Origin of the sequence: Peptoniphilus sp. BV3C26 (assembly GCF_000478985.1) — a bacterium.
GTDB lineage: Bacteria > Bacillota > Clostridia > Tissierellales > Peptoniphilaceae > Peptoniphilus_B > Peptoniphilus_B koenoeneniae.
This window is the reverse complement of record NZ_AWXB01000039.1, coordinates 110,879-129,732: the sequence shown is the minus strand read 5'-3', so window position 1 is coordinate 129,732 and position 18,854 is coordinate 110,879. Positions and strand designations below refer to the sequence as shown.

The 18,854-nt window shown below is 32.7% G+C and carries 16 protein-coding genes, 1 pseudogene, 1 riboswitch and 1 other annotated feature; of the genes and pseudogenes, 13 read left to right on the top strand and 4 right to left on the bottom strand.

What is annotated here, in order from left to right; genetic code table 11:
- Positions 1-50: 50 nt before the first annotated feature.
- On the bottom strand, positions 51-1,160 hold the full coding sequence (gene ald, locus HMPREF1253_RS03790; protein ID WP_023055379.1) for an alanine dehydrogenase: 1,110 nt from the start codon (positions 1,158-1,160) through the stop codon (positions 51-53).
- 19 nt (positions 1,161-1,179) lie between these two features.
- A complete protein-coding gene (locus HMPREF1253_RS03785) occupies positions 1,180-1,773 on the bottom strand; it encodes a DUF4230 domain-containing protein (RefSeq protein ID WP_023055336.1) in 594 nt (197 codons plus the stop codon).
- 143 nt (positions 1,774-1,916) lie between these two features.
- Here HMPREF1253_RS03785 and HMPREF1253_RS03780 point away from each other — a divergent pair, with 143 nt between their 5' ends.
- Positions 1,917-3,263, top strand: a complete 1,347-nt coding sequence (locus HMPREF1253_RS03780; protein WP_023055373.1) for a hemolysin family protein — start codon at positions 1,917-1,919, stop codon at positions 3,261-3,263.
- Positions 3,264-3,325: 62 nt separating this feature from the next.
- Positions 3,326-4,624, top strand: coding sequence for an MATE family efflux transporter (locus tag HMPREF1253_RS03775; RefSeq protein WP_036739353.1), 1,299 nt, complete (start codon positions 3,326-3,328; stop codon positions 4,622-4,624).
- 645 nt (positions 4,625-5,269) lie between these two features.
- Here the strand turns inward: HMPREF1253_RS03775 and HMPREF1253_RS03770 are convergent.
- Positions 5,270-5,638 (bottom strand): hypothetical protein, encoded by a 369-nt coding sequence (locus tag HMPREF1253_RS03770; RefSeq protein ID WP_023055399.1) that lies wholly within the window; start codon positions 5,636-5,638, stop codon positions 5,270-5,272.
- A 55-nt stretch (positions 5,639-5,693) separates the two neighbouring features.
- Positions 5,694-5,924, top strand: a binding site (T-box leader).
- 53 nt (positions 5,925-5,977) lie between these two features.
- Between HMPREF1253_RS03770 and HMPREF1253_RS03765 the strand changes: the two genes are divergently transcribed.
- Genes HMPREF1253_RS03765 through HMPREF1253_RS03755 form a run of 3 tightly spaced genes read left to right on the top strand, consistent with a single transcriptional unit; the run spans position 5,978 to position 8,526 of the window.
- A complete protein-coding gene (locus tag HMPREF1253_RS03765) occupies positions 5,978-7,021 on the top strand; it encodes a methionine ABC transporter ATP-binding protein (RefSeq protein ID WP_023055358.1) in 1,044 nt (347 codons plus the stop codon).
- Entirely contained in the window at positions 7,014-7,682 is a 669-nt protein-coding gene (locus tag HMPREF1253_RS03760; protein ID WP_023055315.1) for a methionine ABC transporter permease, read from the top strand. The genes HMPREF1253_RS03765 and HMPREF1253_RS03760 overlap by 8 nt, the downstream gene beginning before the upstream one ends.
- A 10-nt stretch (positions 7,683-7,692) precedes the next feature.
- Positions 7,693-8,526: a MetQ/NlpA family ABC transporter substrate-binding protein gene (locus tag HMPREF1253_RS03755; RefSeq protein ID WP_023055362.1), complete on the top strand. Its 834-nt coding sequence runs from the start codon at positions 7,693-7,695 to the stop codon at positions 8,524-8,526.
- A gap of 783 nt (positions 8,527-9,309) precedes the next feature.
- Here the strand turns inward: HMPREF1253_RS03755 and HMPREF1253_RS03750 are convergent.
- On the bottom strand, positions 9,310-9,870 hold the full coding sequence (locus tag HMPREF1253_RS03750; protein ID WP_023055411.1) for a MarR family transcriptional regulator: 561 nt from the start codon (positions 9,868-9,870) through the stop codon (positions 9,310-9,312).
- A 142-nt stretch (positions 9,871-10,012) separates the two neighbouring features.
- Between HMPREF1253_RS03750 and HMPREF1253_RS03745 the strand changes: the two genes are divergently transcribed.
- From HMPREF1253_RS03745 to ribE, 8 genes and pseudogenes are all read left to right on the top strand, one after another.
- Entirely contained in the window at positions 10,013-11,239 is a 1,227-nt protein-coding gene (locus HMPREF1253_RS03745) for a MalY/PatB family protein (RefSeq protein WP_023055388.1), read from the top strand.
- 50 nt (positions 11,240-11,289) lie between these two features.
- Positions 11,290-12,609: a Na+/H+ antiporter NhaC family protein gene (locus HMPREF1253_RS03740; protein WP_023055318.1), complete on the top strand. Its 1,320-nt coding sequence runs from the start codon at positions 11,290-11,292 to the stop codon at positions 12,607-12,609.
- A 126-nt stretch (positions 12,610-12,735) separates the two neighbouring features.
- A complete protein-coding gene (locus HMPREF1253_RS03735) occupies positions 12,736-13,947 on the top strand; it encodes a MalY/PatB family protein (protein WP_023055423.1) in 1,212 nt (403 codons plus the stop codon).
- Between the two features lie 100 nt (positions 13,948-14,047).
- Entirely contained in the window at positions 14,048-15,268 is a 1,221-nt protein-coding gene (locus tag HMPREF1253_RS03730) for an amidohydrolase (RefSeq protein WP_023055422.1), read from the top strand.
- A gap of 38 nt (positions 15,269-15,306) precedes the next feature.
- Positions 15,307-15,420: riboswitch (FMN riboswitch) on the top strand.
- 90 nt (positions 15,421-15,510) lie between these two features.
- Positions 15,511-16,553, top strand: a pseudogene (gene ribD, locus HMPREF1253_RS10445) (bifunctional diaminohydroxyphosphoribosylaminopyrimidine deaminase/5-amino-6-(5-phosphoribosylamino)uracil reductase RibD); the annotation flags it as partial.
- Positions 16,538-17,164: a riboflavin synthase gene (locus HMPREF1253_RS03720; RefSeq protein ID WP_023055434.1), complete on the top strand. Its 627-nt coding sequence runs from the start codon at positions 16,538-16,540 to the stop codon at positions 17,162-17,164. The pseudogene ribD and the gene HMPREF1253_RS03720, both read left to right, overlap by 16 nt.
- 9 nt (positions 17,165-17,173) lie before the next feature.
- Positions 17,174-18,385: a bifunctional 3,4-dihydroxy-2-butanone-4-phosphate synthase/GTP cyclohydrolase II gene (locus tag HMPREF1253_RS03715; protein ID WP_023055350.1), complete on the top strand. Its 1,212-nt coding sequence runs from the start codon at positions 17,174-17,176 to the stop codon at positions 18,383-18,385.
- Positions 18,382-18,846 (top strand): 6,7-dimethyl-8-ribityllumazine synthase, encoded by a 465-nt coding sequence (ribE, locus tag HMPREF1253_RS03710; RefSeq protein ID WP_023055341.1) that lies wholly within the window; start codon positions 18,382-18,384, stop codon positions 18,844-18,846. The genes HMPREF1253_RS03715 and ribE overlap by 4 nt, the downstream gene beginning before the upstream one ends.
- Positions 18,847-18,854 lie beyond the last annotated feature (8 nt).

Here is an 18,854-nt window from a genome sequence, read left to right as displayed (position 1 = left end):
TTAAAAAAGTACTACTTAAATTTAAATTAGAGCTTTTTTAATGTTTAAAATTAAATATTTAAAGCATCTGTATAGGGAAGTTTATATTCATCTGCAAGAGCTTTGAAAGTTACATAACCTTCCGCCATGTTAACTCCTTTTTTTAATTCTTCACAGCCTTTTATAGCCTCTCTCCAGCCTTCATTTGCAATTTTAAGGGCATAATATGAGGTTGCATTAGAAAGGGCCTGTGTGGAGGTCTTAGGAACTGAGCCTGGTATATTTGCAACTGCATAGTGGATAACTCCATATTTTTCAAAAACAGGATTTGAATGAGTTGTTGGATGATTTGCAGTTGTTTCTATGGAACCGCCTTGGTCTATGGAAACGTCAACTATAACGGAACCTTTTCCCATGGATTTTACCATTTCTTCAGTTACAAGTTTTGGAGCAAGGGCTCCTGTAATTAAAACTGTTGAAATTACCAGGTCTGCACTTTTTACAGCTTCTGCAATGTTGTATTCGTTTGAATATAGGGTTTCAATTGAGTTTCCAAAAATATCAATAAGTTGTCCAAGTCTTTCTGTATTTCTGCCGATTACAGTAACTCTTGCACCCATACCTACGGCAACTTTAGCTGCTGCAGTTCCTACAGTTCCTGTTCCTATTATTACAACATTTGCAGGTTTTACTCCAGGCACTCCGTCTATTAACATTCCTTTACCGTCTTTTAAATTTGCAAGATAATAGCCACCAACAACTAGGGCAAGTCGTCCTGCAATTTCACTCATAGGTTTTAAAAGAGGAAGTTTTCCATCTTTTTCTACAGTTTCAAAAGCAATGCCTATACATTTTTTTTCAACAAGTTCTCTAAATAATTTTTCATTTGCAGCTAAATGCAAGTAGGCAAAAATTATAAGGCCTTCTCTTAAATATTTATAATCACATTCTTGAGGTTCCTTAACCTTATAAATCATTTGAGATTTTGTCCAAACTTCTTCGTGAGAAACTATTTGGGCGCCGGCATTTTTATATTCCTCATCGGTAAAACCCGATTGTAAACCTGCATTTTTTTCAACAAGAACAGTATGTCCTTGTTCAGTAAAATTTCTAACACAAGAAACAGTAGCAGCAACTCTTGCTTCAGTGTCCTTATTTTCCTTGGGTATTCCTATAATCATTTTCTTCCTCCCATAAAGACTAATTTAATTTATTAATATTAATTTTATATTTTTCGTTGATCTTGTCAATACTTAAAATTTCCATAATTGATTCTTGAGCTTTGGTAAAAGCTTGGTCAAGAAGGCCTTTTTTTATCGCATCTTTTTCAACTTTTTCCTTTTGATCAATAGTAAAATCTTTCATATCATCAACCTTTAGAGGATTAAAAATCGAATTTTTTTCATTGAATATTTTTATAGAATTTTCATCTATTTCATGGGCAAGAATTTTAGCCGGAGGGAGTTTTATATCAATAGTGTCGCCGGAAATAGAAATGTTCATTTGTTTTAAATCAACTCCCGATTTAATTGAGCCGTTGTAGGAAATAATAAACTTTTTTTCAGTAAATGGAACTTCCCAACCGTAAAAATAATTTACATCGCTGTATTCACTCATATTTGTGTAAATATAATCAAGGCTTATAAGTTGGCTTGCCCTTTCCAGTCTGTTTTTAAGTAGACTTTCACTTATCTTAGGTTCTTTTTTTTCAGAGCCAAGTTTATAACCACCGAAAAAAACTCCTATAAGCAAAAGAATAACAATTACTATAATAAATTTTTTCTTTGTTTTCATAAGAACTCCTTATTTTAAAATTTTATTCTATTTAATATAAATACACATTTATTTTATCATAAAAAATTAACAGGATAAACTTACAGCATTATGGCAATATGCTTAAATTCTTGATATAATATTTAAATGTTAGGGGGAATTATATGGACGACGGCGGTGCTGGGTTAATACCGCAGTTTTTAATAATAATAGTTTTAACACTTATAAACGCTTTTTTTGCCTCAGCAGAGCTTGCAATAGTATCTTGCAATAAAACAAAAATACAAACTTTGGCTGAAGAAGGCAATGAAAAAGCAAAAAAACTTTTAAACATTACGAAAGATCAAACCAGATTTTTATCAACAATACAAGTGGGAATCACACTTGCGGGATTTTTCTCATCAGCAAGTGCAGCGACAACAGTTTCTCGTGCTTTGGGACAAAGATTTTTAGCTTTTGGGATAATGTATGGCCATACTATAGCACTTATTTTAGTAACCTTTATCCTATCCTTTATAACCCTTGTGTTTGGTGAGCTTGTTCCAAAGAGAATAGCTCTTCAAAATTCGGAAAAAGTAGCACTTTTTTCAGCAGGAACAATAGAAATCTTTACAAAATTGACTTTTCCTTTTGTAAAACTCACATCTCTTGCCACAAGTTTGGTTTTAAAACTTCTTGGCAAATATTCTGAAGATGTGGAAGAAAAAATATCCGAAGAAGAACTTAAAAGTTATATAAAAGTTTCTCAAGAGCAGGGTGTAATAAACAGTGCCGGAGAAGAAATGATAGTCAACATAATGGAATTTGACGACAGATTAGCCTATGAAATCATGACTCCAAGAACAAACATCTATATGATTGACTATGATGAATTTAATAAAGAAATGATAAAGGAAATCCTGGAAAAAGGCTTTTCCAGAATGCCGGTATATAAAGAAAATACTGATAACATAGTAGGAACTTTGTACATTAAAGATTTATTTGCAGAATATACAAAGAGAAACTATAAAGATATATCCTTAGATAATATTTTAAAAGAACCCTACTTTGTTCCGGAAACAAAAAAAATCGACCAACTTTTAAAAGAATTGCAGGCAAGCAAAAATTATGTTGCCATATTAATAGATGAGTACGGTGGTTTTTCTGGAATGGTAACAGTAGAAGATATAGTCGAAGAAATAGTTGGAGAGATAGAAGACGAGTATGATAAAAACGAGCCGAAGATTGAAAAGATTTCAAAAGACACCTTTATAATAGACGGCCGTATGAATCTTGATGACATTAACGACGAATTAAATACAAAATTATATAGTGAAAATCACGAGACCATATCAGGTCTTATGGTAGAGCTTTTAGGCTTTATTCCAAGCCAAGGAGATAAAATAAACCACTCCGTTTTATATAAAGATCAATTAAAACTTACTGAACTTAGCGCAAAAGACAAGAGAATTGAAAAAGTAAAACTTGAAATTTTTAACTCTGACTATTTAGAAAAAGAAGAAGAAAAATAAAAATATTAAAGTAAAATAAGCTCTAATTTTTAAAATTAGAGCCTTATTTTTTAGGAGGTTTTATTATTAGTGAACAAGGAAAAAAATTTTTTAAATATGTAATACCATCAGTATTAGCACAAACGATATTTGCAATATACACCATGGTGGACGGATTTTTTGTTGCAAACTACGTATCTGAAACAGCACTGGGAGCAGTAAACATATCCCTGCCCTTTATAAGTATTTTATTTGGCATATCAGTAGTTTTTGCCATAGGTACCCAAACAATGTGCGGAGTTTTATTAGGAAGAGGGAACAAAGAAGAAGCATCAAGAGTATTTACCCAATCAGTCCTAAGCCTTACAATATTTTCTTTAATATTAGGCATAACATCCTTTCTAAACATGGACAAAATAGCAATACTACTAGGAGCAAGAGAGGATCTAATAGGACTTGTAGAAAACTACCTTGGAATAATAATGATTTTTAGCCCCTTCTTTATAATTTCCTACAACCTTGAAGTCCTTGTAAAAATAGACGGATATCCCTATCTTTCAATAATAGTAGTAGCAATATCAGCTCTGACAAACATTTTTTTAGATTATTTATTTGTAGCAGTCTATAATTACGGAATAAAAGGAGCTGCAATAGCAACAGGCATATCACAACTATTAGCAACATTAATATTCTTAGTGCATTTTTTAGGAAAAAAATCAAATTTAAAATTTAGAACCTTTAAATTTCATGGAAATATCTTAAAAAGAATAGTCCACTTAGGCATAGGAAGCTGTATAGCAGAAATAGGCGGAGGAGCAATAATATTTTTATACAATCACTTCATAATAAACTATTTAGGCGAAAGAGCCCTATCAACCTTTACAGTAATATCCTATGTAACACAAATGGTAGCAGTTTTTTATGCAGGAATATCCCAAGGAATGAGTCCTCTGGTAAGCTACTATTACGGAAAAAATAAACTGAAAGAAGCAAGAACAATCTTTAAATATGCACTCATTTCAACCATAAGCGTAAGCCTTATAAGTTTCGGACTCATAAACTACTTCAGCCAAAATATATTTTCAGTATTCTTAAAAGGAGACTTAGAACAAATAATATACTCCAAAGGAGCAATGGCAAAATACAGCTTTTCATATTTATTAATAGGGTACAACATAATAATATCTGGTTTTTCAGCATCCATGTTAAAACCAAACAACTCCATAATAATAAATATCCTGAGATCCTTTGTCATGATAGGCCTTGCCCTATTTTTACTCTCAAAAATAAATCCCCAATACATTTGGTTCAGCAGTGTTTTATCAGAAGGCTTGACCCTTATATTCTCCTTAATAGTAATAAAAGCCCTGCTTGAAAATTAAAAAATAAAAATGCTTCACGTAGAGCGTAAAAAAATAATTTATAAAAAATTTTAAAATAAATTTTAAATCAAATATTTATTTTGTTCTCTCACACAATACACGCGGACCGGTAAACCGGTCCCTAGGCCCCACAAAAACCAACGAATAAATTTATTGTAATTTTATCCAAACATGGAATCCATGCAGAAACGTGGGGTAAATTTATGCGAACAGGTTTCACAAAAGAAAACCCATTCAACAGAATGTAGGGACCAATTTGAAGCCCTAACCCGATTTTTGTAAAAAAATCGTGGTAGGTCTCATGCAACTATTTGCCCAAATCTTTGATTTGGCTGCAAATATCTGCAATTGGTCCGATCGCCGTAAGGCGAATTTATTAAAACAAAATAAAAAAATGAAAAAAAGTAAATGCAGATTCAACCTCCACAGAAACAATAGGAAAGAAAAGCGTAAGCTTTTCCACCTTTAAAAAGCGTTTCGAGGGGTAAGGATGGGGAGTGCGAGGGGGACGTTAGGGACAATCGCAAGTCCATTAGTCCCCCTCGCGATACATATTTAAAATAAAAAAAGAGAAAGAAAAAATGTAGAAAAAATATAAATTGAAAAAACATAAAATAAAATAAAAATGTAAATTTAAAATAAATTTTAAATCAAATGCAGGTTTTGTTTTCCCACGTTATACACGCGGACCGGTAAACCGGTCCCTACAGGATTTTCAAGGGTTGTGGCAATAAGAAGTTTGTTTAAAATGAAAGGATTTCTTAAATAATTTAAAATTAATGTTAATTCAAAATTAAAATATAATTTTAAAAATGCTTCACGTAGAGCGTAAAAAAATAATTTATAAAAAATATTTATTTTTTTCTCCCACTCAACACATGTGGACCAGTTTACATGCTCACAAAAGAAAATCTCTGCAAAGGAATGCAAGGGCCAATTTTGAATACCTGAGGCGATTTTTGCAAAAAAACTTAAAAAAATTTTTTTTAAAAATTTTAAAAATAGTGTTGACAAATTTTTCCACAGCTCGTACAATCAAAAACAAGTTTAAAAAAGAAACTTAAAAATTAAAAACTATTTGAAAGAAAGAGTAAAAAGAATTTTAGTCTTTACAGAGAAGCTATATTGTGGTGAGAGTAGCAAGATGAGATCTTTTGAACATGATTCTTGATAGGGTGGTTCGATATTTAGAATCACACGGGAACTCCCGTTACAGAGTTAGTGTATGATGGTACATGAAGAGGCATTTTTTATTTTAAATGCAATTAAGGTGGTAACGCGGAATAATTTCGTCCTTTTTATCCTATATGGATAGAAAGGACGTTTTTTTTATTTAAATTTGATGGAGGAAAAATGATAGAACTAAAGAATGTAAGTGTAGCATTTGAAAATAAAAATAAGGTGGTACACGCACTAAGGGATGTATCTCTTAAAATAAAAGAAAAAGAAATATTTGGAATTGTTGGTTACTCTGGAGCCGGAAAATCAACCTTGGTAAGATGTATAAATTTACTTACAAGGCCGGATTCTGGAGAAGTATATATAAAGGGAGAGGATATAACAAAATTAACTGAAAAGGAACTTAGAAAAAAAAGAATGAAGATAGGGATGATTTTTCAACATTTTAATCTCTTTTCAACGAGGACTATATTTGAAAATGTCTACTATCCCTTGAAGCATTCAAAATTAAAAGAAAGTGAGAAAATTAAAAAAGTAGAATCACTTTTGAAACTGGTGGACATCTATGAAAAAAGAGATGATTACCCGAGTAAACTCTCAGGAGGTCAAAGACAGAGAGTCGCCATAGCAAGAGCACTTGCAAATGATCCTGACATACTTCTTTGCGATGAATCTACTTCAGCCCTGGATCCACAAAACACTTCTCAAATATTAAAACTTTTGAAGAAGTTAAATGAAGATCTGGGACTTACAATAGTCATCATAACTCACGAAATGCAGGTGGTTAAATCCATTTGCACAAAGTGTGCTGTAATGGAAAATGGAAACATTGTTGAGAGCAAATCTGTTTTAGAAATCTTTTCTAATCCAGAGCATAAACTTACAAAAGAGTTTATTGAAAGCACAATCCAATCAGAAGAAGTATTAGAAACTTTAAAAAATAATAAGGATTTAGTTACATCGGACAATTCAAAACTTGTAAGGCTTGACTATATAGGAGATTCAACCTTGGAGCCAATAATCCTTGAGCTTTATAAAAAGTTTGATGTAGTGACATCAATACTATGGGGCAATGTAGAGTTTATACAAAATACACCTCTTGGTGTGCTTATAGTTTCCTTAAAGGGAGATTGTAAAAACATCTTAGAAGCCTTTGACTACATGAAAGAAAAAAATGTAAGGGTAAGAGAACTTAGACTGGAGGAAGAAAATGAGTGAATTTTTTAAAAATGTAATAGCTATTAAAGGCGACTTTTTACCTGCAACTTTAGAAACAATTTATATGGTATTTTTTACTTCAATCTTTGCAGGTATAGCTGGACTAATACTTGGAATAGTACTTGTCACCACAAAACAAGGGGGAATACTGGAAAATAAAGTTTTAAACTCCATATTGGATAAGATTATAAACTTTCTTCGTGCTGTACCATTTATAATTCTTTTGGCAGTGGTAGCTCCACTAACAAAGGCAATTGTCGGCACAAGAATAGGAGCGACAGCAGCAATAGTTCCACTTTTCTTTGGAGCTTTCCCCTTTTATGCAAAGCAAGTAGAATCAGCCTTATCTTCAATAGATGAAGGGCTTATAGAAGCTGCAATTTCCATGGGGGATAGTCCCTTTTATGTAATCACAAGAGTTTATTTAAGAGAAGGACTTCAAAATTTAATAAGGGTTTCAGCCCTTACAATGATCTCTTTAATAGGACTTAGCGCCATGGCAGGAGCCATAGGAGCTCAAGACTTAGGTAAACTTGCAATAGCCACCGGTTATAATAGATTTCAAGACGACGTAGTAATAGTATCAATGGTCCTTATACTAATACTTGTGTATTTTGTACAAGGAATATCAAATTTAGCAATAAAAAAATTAGAAAGATGAGGAAAATAAAATGAAAAAAACAATTAAAATTTTAGGAATATTAGGATTAGCATTAGCATTAACAGCATGTGGTTCAAAAAATAAGGCAAACAAAGTAGACGAAAATATAGGAAAAGATCGTCCAGTTAGGATAGGAGTTGTAGGCACCAAGTCAGACACTTGGAATTTTGTAATAAAAAAACTTGAAAAAGAAGGAATAAAAGCAGAACTTGTTGAATTTACAGATTACAATCAACCAAATGCAGCACTTTTATCAGGAGATATAGATTTAAATTCATTTCAACATCAAAACTTCTTAGATCACTTTAACGAAGACAAAAAATCAAATATAGTTTCTATTGGTAAAACAGTGCTTGCACCCCTTGGCATCTACTCAAATAAGATAAAAGACGTAAATGAAATAAAAGATGGAGATAAAATTGCAATCCCTGACGACGTTTCAAACCAAGCAAGAGCCATAGCTCTTCTTCAAACTGCAGGACTTATAAAAGTTGACGGAAAACCAGGAGATCCATTGACACCTAAAAACATTATAGAAAATCCAAAGAACCTAGAAATAATTCCAATGGACGCATCACAAACAGCAAGAGCATTAGACGATGTGACCGCAGCATGTATAAACAATGGAGTAGCAACAGACGCTGGATATAGTCCAACAACAGATTCAATATTCTTAGAACCAGTAGACGAAAACTCAAAACCATATATAAATATAATTGCAGCAAGACCAGAAGACAAAGACAATGAAGTATTCAAAAAAATAGTAGCAGCATATCAATCTGACGATACAGAAGAAGTAATCAAAAAAGAAAGCAAGGGCTCTTCAATAGTAGCTTGGAAATAAAATAAAAAAACGAAAAAGAATAAATGTAGATTCAACCTCCACAGAAACAATAGGAAAGAAAAGCGTAAGCTTTTCCACATCTTAAAAGCGTTTCGAGGGGTAAGGAGGGGGAGTGTGAGGGGGACGGATAGGGACAATCGCAAGTCCATTAGTCCCCCTCGCGTTACATATGTAAAATAAAAAATGAAAAAGAAAAAATTCAGAAAAAATTTCAATTGAAAATTTTTAAAAATAAAAATGCTTCACGTAGAGCATAAAAAATAATTTAAAATAAATTTTAAATCAAATATTTATTTTGTTCTCCCACATTATACACGCGGACCGGTAAACCGGTCCCTACAGCCCACAAAATCCCACACGTGAATGTGGGATAATTTTGTGAGAAAAGGTTCCAAGAGATTAAAACCTTACAAGCGAATGTAGGGACCAATTTATTGGTCCGGTCGCCGTCAGGCGAATGATTGAAAATAAAATAAAAAATGAGAAAGAAAAAATATAGAAAAAAGATTTATTGGAAAAATTTAAAACAAAATGCTCTATGTAGAGCGTAAAAAATATTTGTAAAAAATTTTAAAATAAATTTTAAATCAAATGCATGGTTTGTTTTCCCACAATATACACACGGACCAATAAATTGGTCCCTAGAGGATTTTTAAAGATTATGTTAAGAAAGAAGTTTGTTTAAAATGGAAGGATTTCTTAAATAATTTAAAATTAATGTTAATTCAAAATTAGAATATAATTTTAAAAATGCTTGGCGTGAAGCATAAAAAAAGACGATAATCAATCGTCCTCTTTTTTTGTACTCTCTCTGAGAATATTTGTATATTCCTTACAAATATTATCAAAAGCAATTAGCTCATCAACAGTAAATTTTTTTAAAAGAACCTTTCTGGTCTTTACAATATCAATATTGTCATATCTCTTGTGGGCAAGAGCAAGTTTCTCACCGCTGGGAGTAGTAGTCAGATGGTAAATCTTTCCATTTTCTTTAGAATTAACTCTGTCAATTAAACCGAAATTAATAAGCTTTCTAACAATTTGAGAAATAGCAGAAGTAGTCCTTTTCCATTGACTAGCAATTTCAGTAACGGTAGTATCAGGGTGATCATGAATATCTGTAAGAATATGAATTTCTACCATAGTAAGCTCAGGTCCGTAACCATAGTCCCTTCTAATGGAAAAATAATTGGAATAAGCCAAAATAAAATCATACATAGGATTCATTATCTTGGAAAGTTCTCTATATCTTTGAGAAACAATTTCCTCATCTTCATCTTTTTCAATCCAGGAATCTATAATATCATTTTCATAAATACTTTTATCACTTTTATAATCTTTCATAGGCACCTCTTTTTACAATTATAGCATAAAAAAACTTTAACAAGTTAATAATAAATGCTCTAAATAAAGTTGACAAGGCTATCAAATTTTATATAATATACTTAACGGTTAAGCTACTTAAATATATTTAATAGGAGGTAAAATGAATAAAAAAGAATTTTTAGAAAAATATTCTGTAAACAGACAAAATACCAATTGCTTAAAATGGGATTTTTTAAAGGTAAGATACAAAGATGACAATCTGGTTCCCATGTGGGTAGCAGATATGGATTTTAAAAGTCCAGAATGTATAAGAGAGGCTTTAAAAGAGAGAGTTGAACATGGAGTTTTCGGCTACAGCTTTAAACCTGAAAAATATTATGAAGCTTATTCAAATTGGATGGAAAAAAATTTTGATTATCCTGTAAAAAGAGAATGGGTTCGCACTTCAGTGGGAGTTGTACCGGCTTTATATTGGTTTATAAATTGTTTTACAAAAGAAAATGATTCAATACTAATTATGCCTCCTGTATATTATCCCTTCCATAACTGTATTACAGATACAAAAAGAAAAAAAGTAACGGTAGATTTAATACACAGGGACAATCAATATTATATTGATTATGAAAAAGCAGAAGAAGCAATAAAAAAAGAAAATGTAAAAATGATGATTTTCTGTTCTCCTCACAATCCTGCATCAAGAGTATGGAAAGAAGAAGAGCTGGACAAATTATTTGGCATTTGTAAGAAATATGGAGTTTTAATAATAAGTGATGAAATTCACCAAGACTTTACCTTTAACGGCAATAAACACACACCAGCACCAAGAGTAGGTAAGGGCAAGTACAAAGACAATATAATACTTGTAAATGCAGCATCAAAAAGCTTTAACCTTGCAGGCCTTGTACATTCAAACATAGTTATTGAAAACAAAGAACTTAGAGAAAAATTTGATCAATATCAAAACAACAACGTGCCAATGGAAGTAAACATAATGGGTTGCATTGCCACAAGAGCTGCCTATGAAGGTGGGGCTGAATGGCTAAATGCTCTTAGGGATATAATTTGGGAAAATTATATTTATCTTAAAGAAACATTAAATAGAGAACTTCCTCAAGTAGAAGTTGCAGATATGCAGGGAACCTATCTGCCTATGATAGATTTATCAAGTTTTATTGATGTAAAAGATGATGAAAAAGTAATAGTTAATAACATGCCCGTTTCAAAAAAATTAAAAGAATTTGTGCAAGATAAATGTAGGCTTGCAGTGGACTATGGAGCATGGTTTGGAGAAGAATATCAAGGCTATATAAGACTAAATCTTGCAACAACACCAGAAATGGTAAAAGAATCTGTTGATAATATAGTCAAAAATGCAAAAAGTTTATAAAAATAAGGCTTGGAAACAAGCCTTATAGGGTTAAAATTAAGGAGATACATATGAAAAATGAAAAAAAGTTTGGCTTTTTAGCCTTTTTACCACTAATTGTGTTTTTAGTACTTTATGTGGGAATAGGACTGTTTTTTACAGTTCAAGGTGTTGAATCACCATTTAGTAAATTTCCAAGACATGTTGCCCTTTTTGTAGGTATAGCTATAGCTTTAATTATGGAAAGAACAACTCCTATAGGTAAAAAAATTGATATTTTATGTGAAAATATGGGAAATTCAGGAGTTATGATGATAGGTCTTATTTACCTTTTAGCTGGTGGTTTTCAAGGAACTGCAGCGGCTATGGGCGGAAAGGACTCTGTTGTTAATTTCTGCTTAAATCATATACCATCACAATTTTTAGTTCCTGGTATATTTTTAATGGGTGCTTTTATTTCTACATCTATAGGAACATCTATGGGTACAGTTGCAGCCCTTGCACCAGTTGCTTTAAGCGTTGCTCAAGGGGCAGGTTTAAATGTACCTCTTACATGTGCAGCTGTTATAGGAGGTTCATATTTCGGCGATAACCTTTCTATGATATCAGATACTACAATTTCAGCTACTCAAGGGGTTGGCGCTGAAATGAAGGATAAATTTAAAATGAACTTTTTAATTGCTTTACCTGCTGCCATAGTTGCTGCAATTCTTTATGGAATTTTAGGAGGTTCAGGGGCTATAGTTGAAAAGCCTGACTATGACTTAATACAGATACTTCCCTATATTTCAGTATTAATTACAGCTCTTATGGGCGTTAATGTTGCCGTTGTATTATTTTCGGGAATTTTATTATCCGGGCTAATAGGTCTCGTTCAAGGTAATTTAACTATTATTACTTGGGCACAAGCAACAGGGGAAGGAATGTCCGATATGTTTAGTATAACTATTGTGGCTATTTTAGTATCTGGAATTATTGGTCTTGTAAGATATTATGGTGGAGTTGAGTGGCTGGTAAATGCAATAACTTCGAGAATCAAAACCCGTCGTGGAGCAGAATATGGGATATCATTTTTGTCAGGAATCTTATCAGCTGCTTTGATTAACAATACAATAGCAATAATTATAGCGGCACCAATGGCAAAAGAAATTGGCTCGAAATATAATATAGCTCCAAAGAGGTTAGCATCGCTTTTAGATATCTTTGCCTGTGCCTTTATTGCCCTAATGCCTCATGACGGAGGAATGCTAATAGTAACAGGACTTTCCAACGCATCACCTATAGAGGTGTTGAAATATTCTTTCTACTTCTTTGCATTAATAATCGCAGCTCTAATTACTATACACTTCGGTCTTATGAGAACGGAAGAAGAAAAAGCAATAAAAGATTGAAAAATAATTATTCATTAAGACAAAGTAAATTTTTATTTTGTCTTAATTTTTTTGTATCTTTTTAATAATAAAAAAGATGGGATATAATATTATTATGAGTTTTTATATTTTAAGTAAGGAGGAAAAATGAAATACAATTTTGAAAAAATAATAGACAGAATGGGAAAAGATGCCATAGCAGTAGAAGTTTTAGGTCAGAGACCGGGTTTTGCACCAGATAAACCTAAGGCAGGGTTTGACATAATCCCCATGTGGGTTGCAGACATGAACTTTGAAACTGCACCAAGTATTCCTGAAGCTATTATAGAAAGGACAAAACACCCTCTATATGGATATTTTGCACCAAGAAAAGAATATTTTGAAGCCATTATTAACTGGCACAAAAAATACAAACATGTAGATGACATTAAAGAAGAATATATAGGATATGAAAATGGAGTTTTGGGTGGACTTATAAGTGCTATGAACGTAATCTGTTCAAAGGGCGACAATGTCCTTTTACATTCACCAACTTATATAGGTTTTACAGGATCTTTGGAAAATAACGGCTACAATATAATTCATTCTCCACTGGTTTTAGATGAAAACAACATCTATAGAATGGACTATGAAGACATGGAAAAGAAGATTGTAGAAAACAATATCCACGCTGCAATATTCTGCTCACCTCACAATCCTACAGGAAGAGTATGGGAAAAAGAAGAAGTAGAAAAGGCAATGGAAATCTACAAAAAACATAATGTATATGTAATATCAGATGAAATTTGGTCAGACATAATAGTGGGAGAAAATCGTCATGTAGCTACACAATCAGTATCAGAAGACGCAAAACAAAGGACCATAGCCCTATATGCTCCATCAAAAACTTTTAACCTTGCAGGCTTAATAGGAAGCTATCATATAATTTATAATGACTGGCTAAGAGATAGGGTCTTAAAAGAATCATCTTTAAGCCATTATAATGATATGAACGTGTTATCAATGTACGGACTAATAGGAGCTTACTCCGAAACAGGAGATCAATGGGCTCAAGAAATGCTTGAAGTAATAAAGGGAAATCTTGAGTATGCAACAAAATTCATTGACGAAAACTTTGAAGGAGTAAAATACAGCAAGCCTCAAGGAACTTATATGCTTTTTATAGATTGCACTGAATATTGCAAGAAAAATAATGTAAGTATAGAAGAAATAGAAAAAGCAGGCTGGGATGTTGGAGTAGCATGGCAAGATGGTAGAATGTTCCATGGACCTCACCACATAAGATTGAACTTAGCTCTACCTCTATCAAGAGTTAAAGAAGCTTTTGACAGAATGAAAAAATATGTTTTTGTAAAATAAGAGAGAAAAATAACTCGCTTTATAAGTCGGGTTATTTTTTTATTTAACATACAAGTTATTTATTGATAAACTATTAGTGAAATTATTTAAGGAGATAAAGATGGATGATTTTGACAGAAAAATTATTGATGAAATAGAAAATAGTTTTGATTTTTTGGTAAAAACTAGAAGATTTTTTCATACTCATCCGGAGCTTTCGGGAAAAGAAATAAAAACTTCTGAATTTTTAAAAGATCAGATGAAAAGTTTGGGTTTAGAAATTAAAGAGGTGAAGGGGACGGGCTTTTATGCTGTCCTTGATACAAAAAAGCCGGGGAAAACATTGGGTATAAGATCTGATATTGACGGCCTTCCCATTGAGGAAAATAAGTGCAATATGACTTGTGAAAAAGTTTCGGTTTCTGAAAATAAGGGCATTATGCATGCCTGTGGTCATGACGGCCATATGGCAATGCTTCTTAATTCTGCAAAAATTTTGACAAAATATAAGGAGGATCTAAGGGGAAAAATCATTTTTATTTTTGAAGAGGGAGAAGAATTGGGAACGGGTATCCAACCTATGATAGAGGAGCTTAAAAAATTTAAGATTGATGGAATTTATGGAAATCATTTAGTTTCTTTTATGGATGTGGGATCTATAAGTTTTACTCCAGGCCCTGTTATGGCAGGATCTGCCATAATTGATTTTACCGTTCATGGAAAGGGTGGACATGGTTCCAGACCAGATCTTTCTATTAATCCAATTTTTGCAGCTGCAAATATTATTAATGGCATAGCTTCTGCTTGGGTAAATCAAATTGATGTTACTAAAACTGTTACTTTAGGTCTGGGTTCAATAAATGGAGGTCAACAGAGAAATATTATTCCAGACACTGTAAGGGTCACGGGAACAATGAGATTTTATGATGTGGATGAAGGGAAAAAAGCTTATGAAGTTTTAAAAAATGTTGCGGAAAATATAAGTGCCGCTAGTAGGTGTAGCCTTGAATTTACCAAGGAGTCCGGCTTTAAGGAAGGTCCTGTTATAAATGATGAAAAACTTTCCAATCTGGCAAATTTCGCCATAAGGGATCTTGAAATTTTTGATCTTCATCAAAAGGAAATTTGGTTTGCTTCAGAATCTTTCAGTTTTTATAGGAGCCTAGCCCCTAGTTTATTTGCCTTTGTAGGAATTAGAAATAGGGAAAAAGGAATTTATTCAGAGCATCACAATGAGCATTTTGACATGGATGAGAGGGCTTTAAAATATGGAAGTCTTGCTCAAGTAAAATTTGCTAGGGAATTTTTAACGAAGGACTATGAAAACATTAACTTGACATAATTTACCATAATGCTATTATATTAATTAAGTAGATATTTTTAAATCTTCAGGGCGAGGTGTAATTCCTCACCGGCGGTAAAGTCCGCGAGCATTTGCATGAATCGGTGAAATTCCGATACCGACGGTTATAGTCCGGATGAAAGAAGTAATATTTTTGTAAGCCTTGAAAGGGGCTTTTTTTTATGGAATTAGACGAATTATTTATTAAAAAAACAATTGAACTTGCAAAACTTGGAAGAGGACACACAAGGTCAAACCCTCTTGTAGGGTGCGTTATTGTAAAAGATGGGAAGATTATTTCTCAGGGTTATCATGAAAAATTTGGAGAAAACCATGCTGAAAGAAATGCAATTTTAAATTCAAAGGTTTCTCTTGAAGGATCAGATCTTTATGTAAACCTGGAGCCCTGCTCTCATTTTGGCAAGACTCCACCATGTACAGATTTAATTATTAAATCAAAAATTAAAAGAGTTGTGGTGGGCTGCCTTGATTCAAATGAAAAAGTTGCAGGCAAGGGGATTCAAAAATTAAGGGACAATGGAATTGAAGTAAGGCTAGGAGTTTTAGAAGACCAATGTCGGGACTTAAACAAAAAGTTTTTTATTTTATTAAAAATAAAAGACCTTATGTAGTTTTGAAAACTGCAACAAGTCTTGATGGAAAAATTGCAACTTTTACAGGAAATTCCAAGTGGATAAGTTCTGAAGCTTCAAGAAGATTTGCCCATAGTTTAAGAAATGATTTAGACGGAATTTTAGTTGGCATAAATACAATTATTAAAGATGATCCAAGTCTTAATGTAAGAGATATTTTAAATCCATCTCAGCCCAATAGAATTATTGTGGATTCTAAGCTTAGGATTCCTTTGGATTCAAAGCTCTTAAAAAAAGATATAGGAAGTAAAACTTATATCTATACAAGCAAAAGTTATGACAGGGAAGTTTATAAAAAACTTTGTAAGGTTGAAAACCTTGAAATTGTTGTAACAAATTCAGATAAGCAAGTGGATTTAAGGGAAATGCTTAAGGATTTAGGTTCAAAAAATATTTCAAGTATCCTTCTTGAAGGAGGGGGGAATTTAAATTTTTCCATGTTAAGTGAGGGTCTCGTAAATTACGGATATTTTTTCTTAGCTCCTAAAATAATAGGAGGAAGAGATGCTCTTACAAGTGTTGAAGGTCAAGGTTTTAAAAATTTAGAAGATTCCATAAGTTTAAAAAATATAAAAATTGACAGGTTTGATGAAGATTTGTGCATAAGAGGTGAAATATGTTTACCGGAATAATTGAAGAAGTGGGACTAGTTGAAAGTATACAAAAGAAAAATGACCTTTATAAAATTAAAATTAGGGCAAAAAAAGTTACTGACATAGGTCTTGGAGAGTCCATTGCAACAAATGGAGTTTGCCTTACAGTTACAAATTTAGGCAAAGATTTTTTTGAGGCTGATATTATGAAGGCAACTATTGATGGGACGACTTTAAAAGAAATAAAAAAGGGTTCTTTTGTAAATCTTGAAAGAGCTCTTCCTTCTAATGGGAGATTAAATGGTCATATTGTTCAAGGCCACGTTGATGGACTGGGCAGGATAATAAAAATTGTAAATTTAAATAATCTTGTGGAATATCACATGAGCGCCTCTAAAGAAATTTTAAAGTATATAGTAAAGAAAGGTTCAGTTACCCTTAACGGAATCTCTCTTACAGTATCAAAAGTAAATGCAGATTCTTTTGTAGTTTCCATTATTCCCACAACTTTAAAGGAAACCACCCTTACCAAACTTAGGACAGGAGATTTAATAAATATTGAAACTGATATTATAGGTAGGTACATTGAAAGACTTTTTACTCCCTATAGGGAAAGTGAAATTTCAATGGACTTGCTTAAAGATTTTTAAGGAGTAGATATGAAAATTAATACTATTGAAGAAGTTGTAAAAGCACTTAAAAATGGAGAAATAATCATTGTTACTGATGATCCAGACAGGGAAAATGAAGGAGATTTTATTTGTGCGGCGGAATTTGCCAGTCCTGAAAATATTAATATGATGGCAAAATATGCCAGGGGCTTAATCTGTATGCCCATGAGTAAGTTTTATGGAGAAAAACTTGGTTTACCTCAAATGGTAAATGAAAACACAGATAATCATTCAACGGCATTTACAGTTTCAATTGATCATAAGGATACAAGTACGGGAATTTCTGCCTATGAAAGAAGTTTAACTGCAATAAAAACAACAGAAGATTCTGCAAGTCCTGAAGATTTTAGAAGACCGGGTCATATGTTTCCTTTAATTGCAAGGACAGGGGGAGTTTTAGTAAGAAGGGGTCATACAGAAGGAACTGTAGATCTTTTAAAAATAGCAGGTCTTAAAGAAATTGGTCTTTGTTGTGAAATTATGGCTGAAGACGGCCACATGTTAAGGGGAAAGGATATTTTTGCCCTTGCTGAAAAGTTTAATATGAAAATCACAACTATTGATGCCATTGCAAAATATAGAAAGAAACATGAAAAAATGGTGAGAAAAATAGCTGTGGCAAAACTTCCTACAAAATATGGAGAGTTTACAGCTCACGCCTATTTAGACACTATTACTGGAGAACATCATGTTGCCCTTGTTAAGGGAAATATAGGAGATGGAAAAAATCTTCTTTGCAGAGTTCACTCTGAATGTTTAACAGGAGATGCTTTCGGTTCTTTAAGGTGCGACTGTGGAAATCAGCTACAACTTGCCATGAAAAGAATTAATGAAGAGGGTAGAGGCATCCTTTTGTACATGAGACAGGAAGGAAGAGGAATAGGACTTTTAAATAAAATTCGTGCCTATGCCCTTCAAGACCAAGGTATGGATACAGTTGAAGCAAATCTTGCTTTGGGTTTTCCTGAAGATATGAGAGATTATTCCAAGGGGGCACAAATTTTACAAGACTTGGGAGTTCATGAATTAAGGCTTTTAACAAACAATCCAGACAAGGTATATTCTTTGGAAGAATATGGAATGGAAATAAAGGAAAGAGTCCCCATAGAAATTAAGTCAAATGAAGTGGACAGATTTTATTTAAAGACCAAAGCAAAAAAAATGAAACATATTTTAAAAGAATTTGAGGAGGAAAAATGAGAATTCACGGTGGAGACCTTACTGCAAAAGGTAAAAAGTTTGCAATAATAGTAGGAAGATTTAATGAATTTATAGGATCAAAATTATTGGACGGAGCTATAGACGGCTTAAGTCGTCATGGAGTAAAAGAAGATGAAATTGAGATTTTTTGGGTTCCTGGTGCTTTTGAAATTCCCCTTATAGCTCAAAAGTGTGCAGAATCAAAAAAATTTCATGCTGTAATTTGTCTTGGAGCAGTAATAAGAGGAGCAACTTCTCATTTTGAATATGTTTCAAGTGAAGTTTCAAAGGGAATTGCACAAACATCTTTAAAAACAGGAATTCCAGTAATATTTGGAGTCCTTACAACAGATTCTATTGAACAGGCCATAGAACGTGCAGGGACAAAAGCTGGAAATAAAGGATTTGAAGCAGCAGTTTCAGCTATAGAAATGGTAAATTTAATTGATCAAATAAATTAATTATGTTT

Coding starts and splice junctions, on each gene's coding strand:
- ald (WP_023055379.1), bottom strand. CDS start 1,160: ATGATTATAGGAATACCCAAGGAAAATAAGGACACTGAAGCAAGAGTT.
- HMPREF1253_RS03785 (WP_023055336.1), bottom strand. CDS start 1,773: ATGAAAACAAAGAAAAAATTTATTATAGTAATTGTTATTCTTTTGCTT.
- HMPREF1253_RS03780 (WP_023055373.1), top strand. CDS start 1,917: ATGGACGACGGCGGTGCTGGGTTAATACCGCAGTTTTTAATAATAATA.
- HMPREF1253_RS03765 (WP_023055358.1), top strand. CDS start 5,978: ATGATAGAACTAAAGAATGTAAGTGTAGCATTTGAAAATAAAAATAAG.
- HMPREF1253_RS03760 (WP_023055315.1), top strand. CDS start 7,014: ATGAGTGAATTTTTTAAAAATGTAATAGCTATTAAAGGCGACTTTTTA.
- HMPREF1253_RS03755 (WP_023055362.1), top strand. CDS start 7,693: ATGAAAAAAACAATTAAAATTTTAGGAATATTAGGATTAGCATTAGCA.
- HMPREF1253_RS03750 (WP_023055411.1), bottom strand. CDS start 9,870: ATGAAAGATTATAAAAGTGATAAAAGTATTTATGAAAATGATATTATA.
- HMPREF1253_RS03745 (WP_023055388.1), top strand. CDS start 10,013: ATGAATAAAAAAGAATTTTTAGAAAAATATTCTGTAAACAGACAAAAT.
- HMPREF1253_RS03740 (WP_023055318.1), top strand. CDS start 11,290: ATGAAAAATGAAAAAAAGTTTGGCTTTTTAGCCTTTTTACCACTAATT.
- HMPREF1253_RS03735 (WP_023055423.1), top strand. CDS start 12,736: ATGAAATACAATTTTGAAAAAATAATAGACAGAATGGGAAAAGATGCC.
- HMPREF1253_RS03730 (WP_023055422.1), top strand. CDS start 14,048: ATGGATGATTTTGACAGAAAAATTATTGATGAAATAGAAAATAGTTTT.
- HMPREF1253_RS03720 (WP_023055434.1), top strand. CDS start 16,538: ATGTTTACCGGAATAATTGAAGAAGTGGGACTAGTTGAAAGTATACAA.
- HMPREF1253_RS03715 (WP_023055350.1), top strand. CDS start 17,174: ATGAAAATTAATACTATTGAAGAAGTTGTAAAAGCACTTAAAAATGGA.
- ribE (WP_023055341.1), top strand. CDS start 18,382: ATGAGAATTCACGGTGGAGACCTTACTGCAAAAGGTAAAAAGTTTGCA.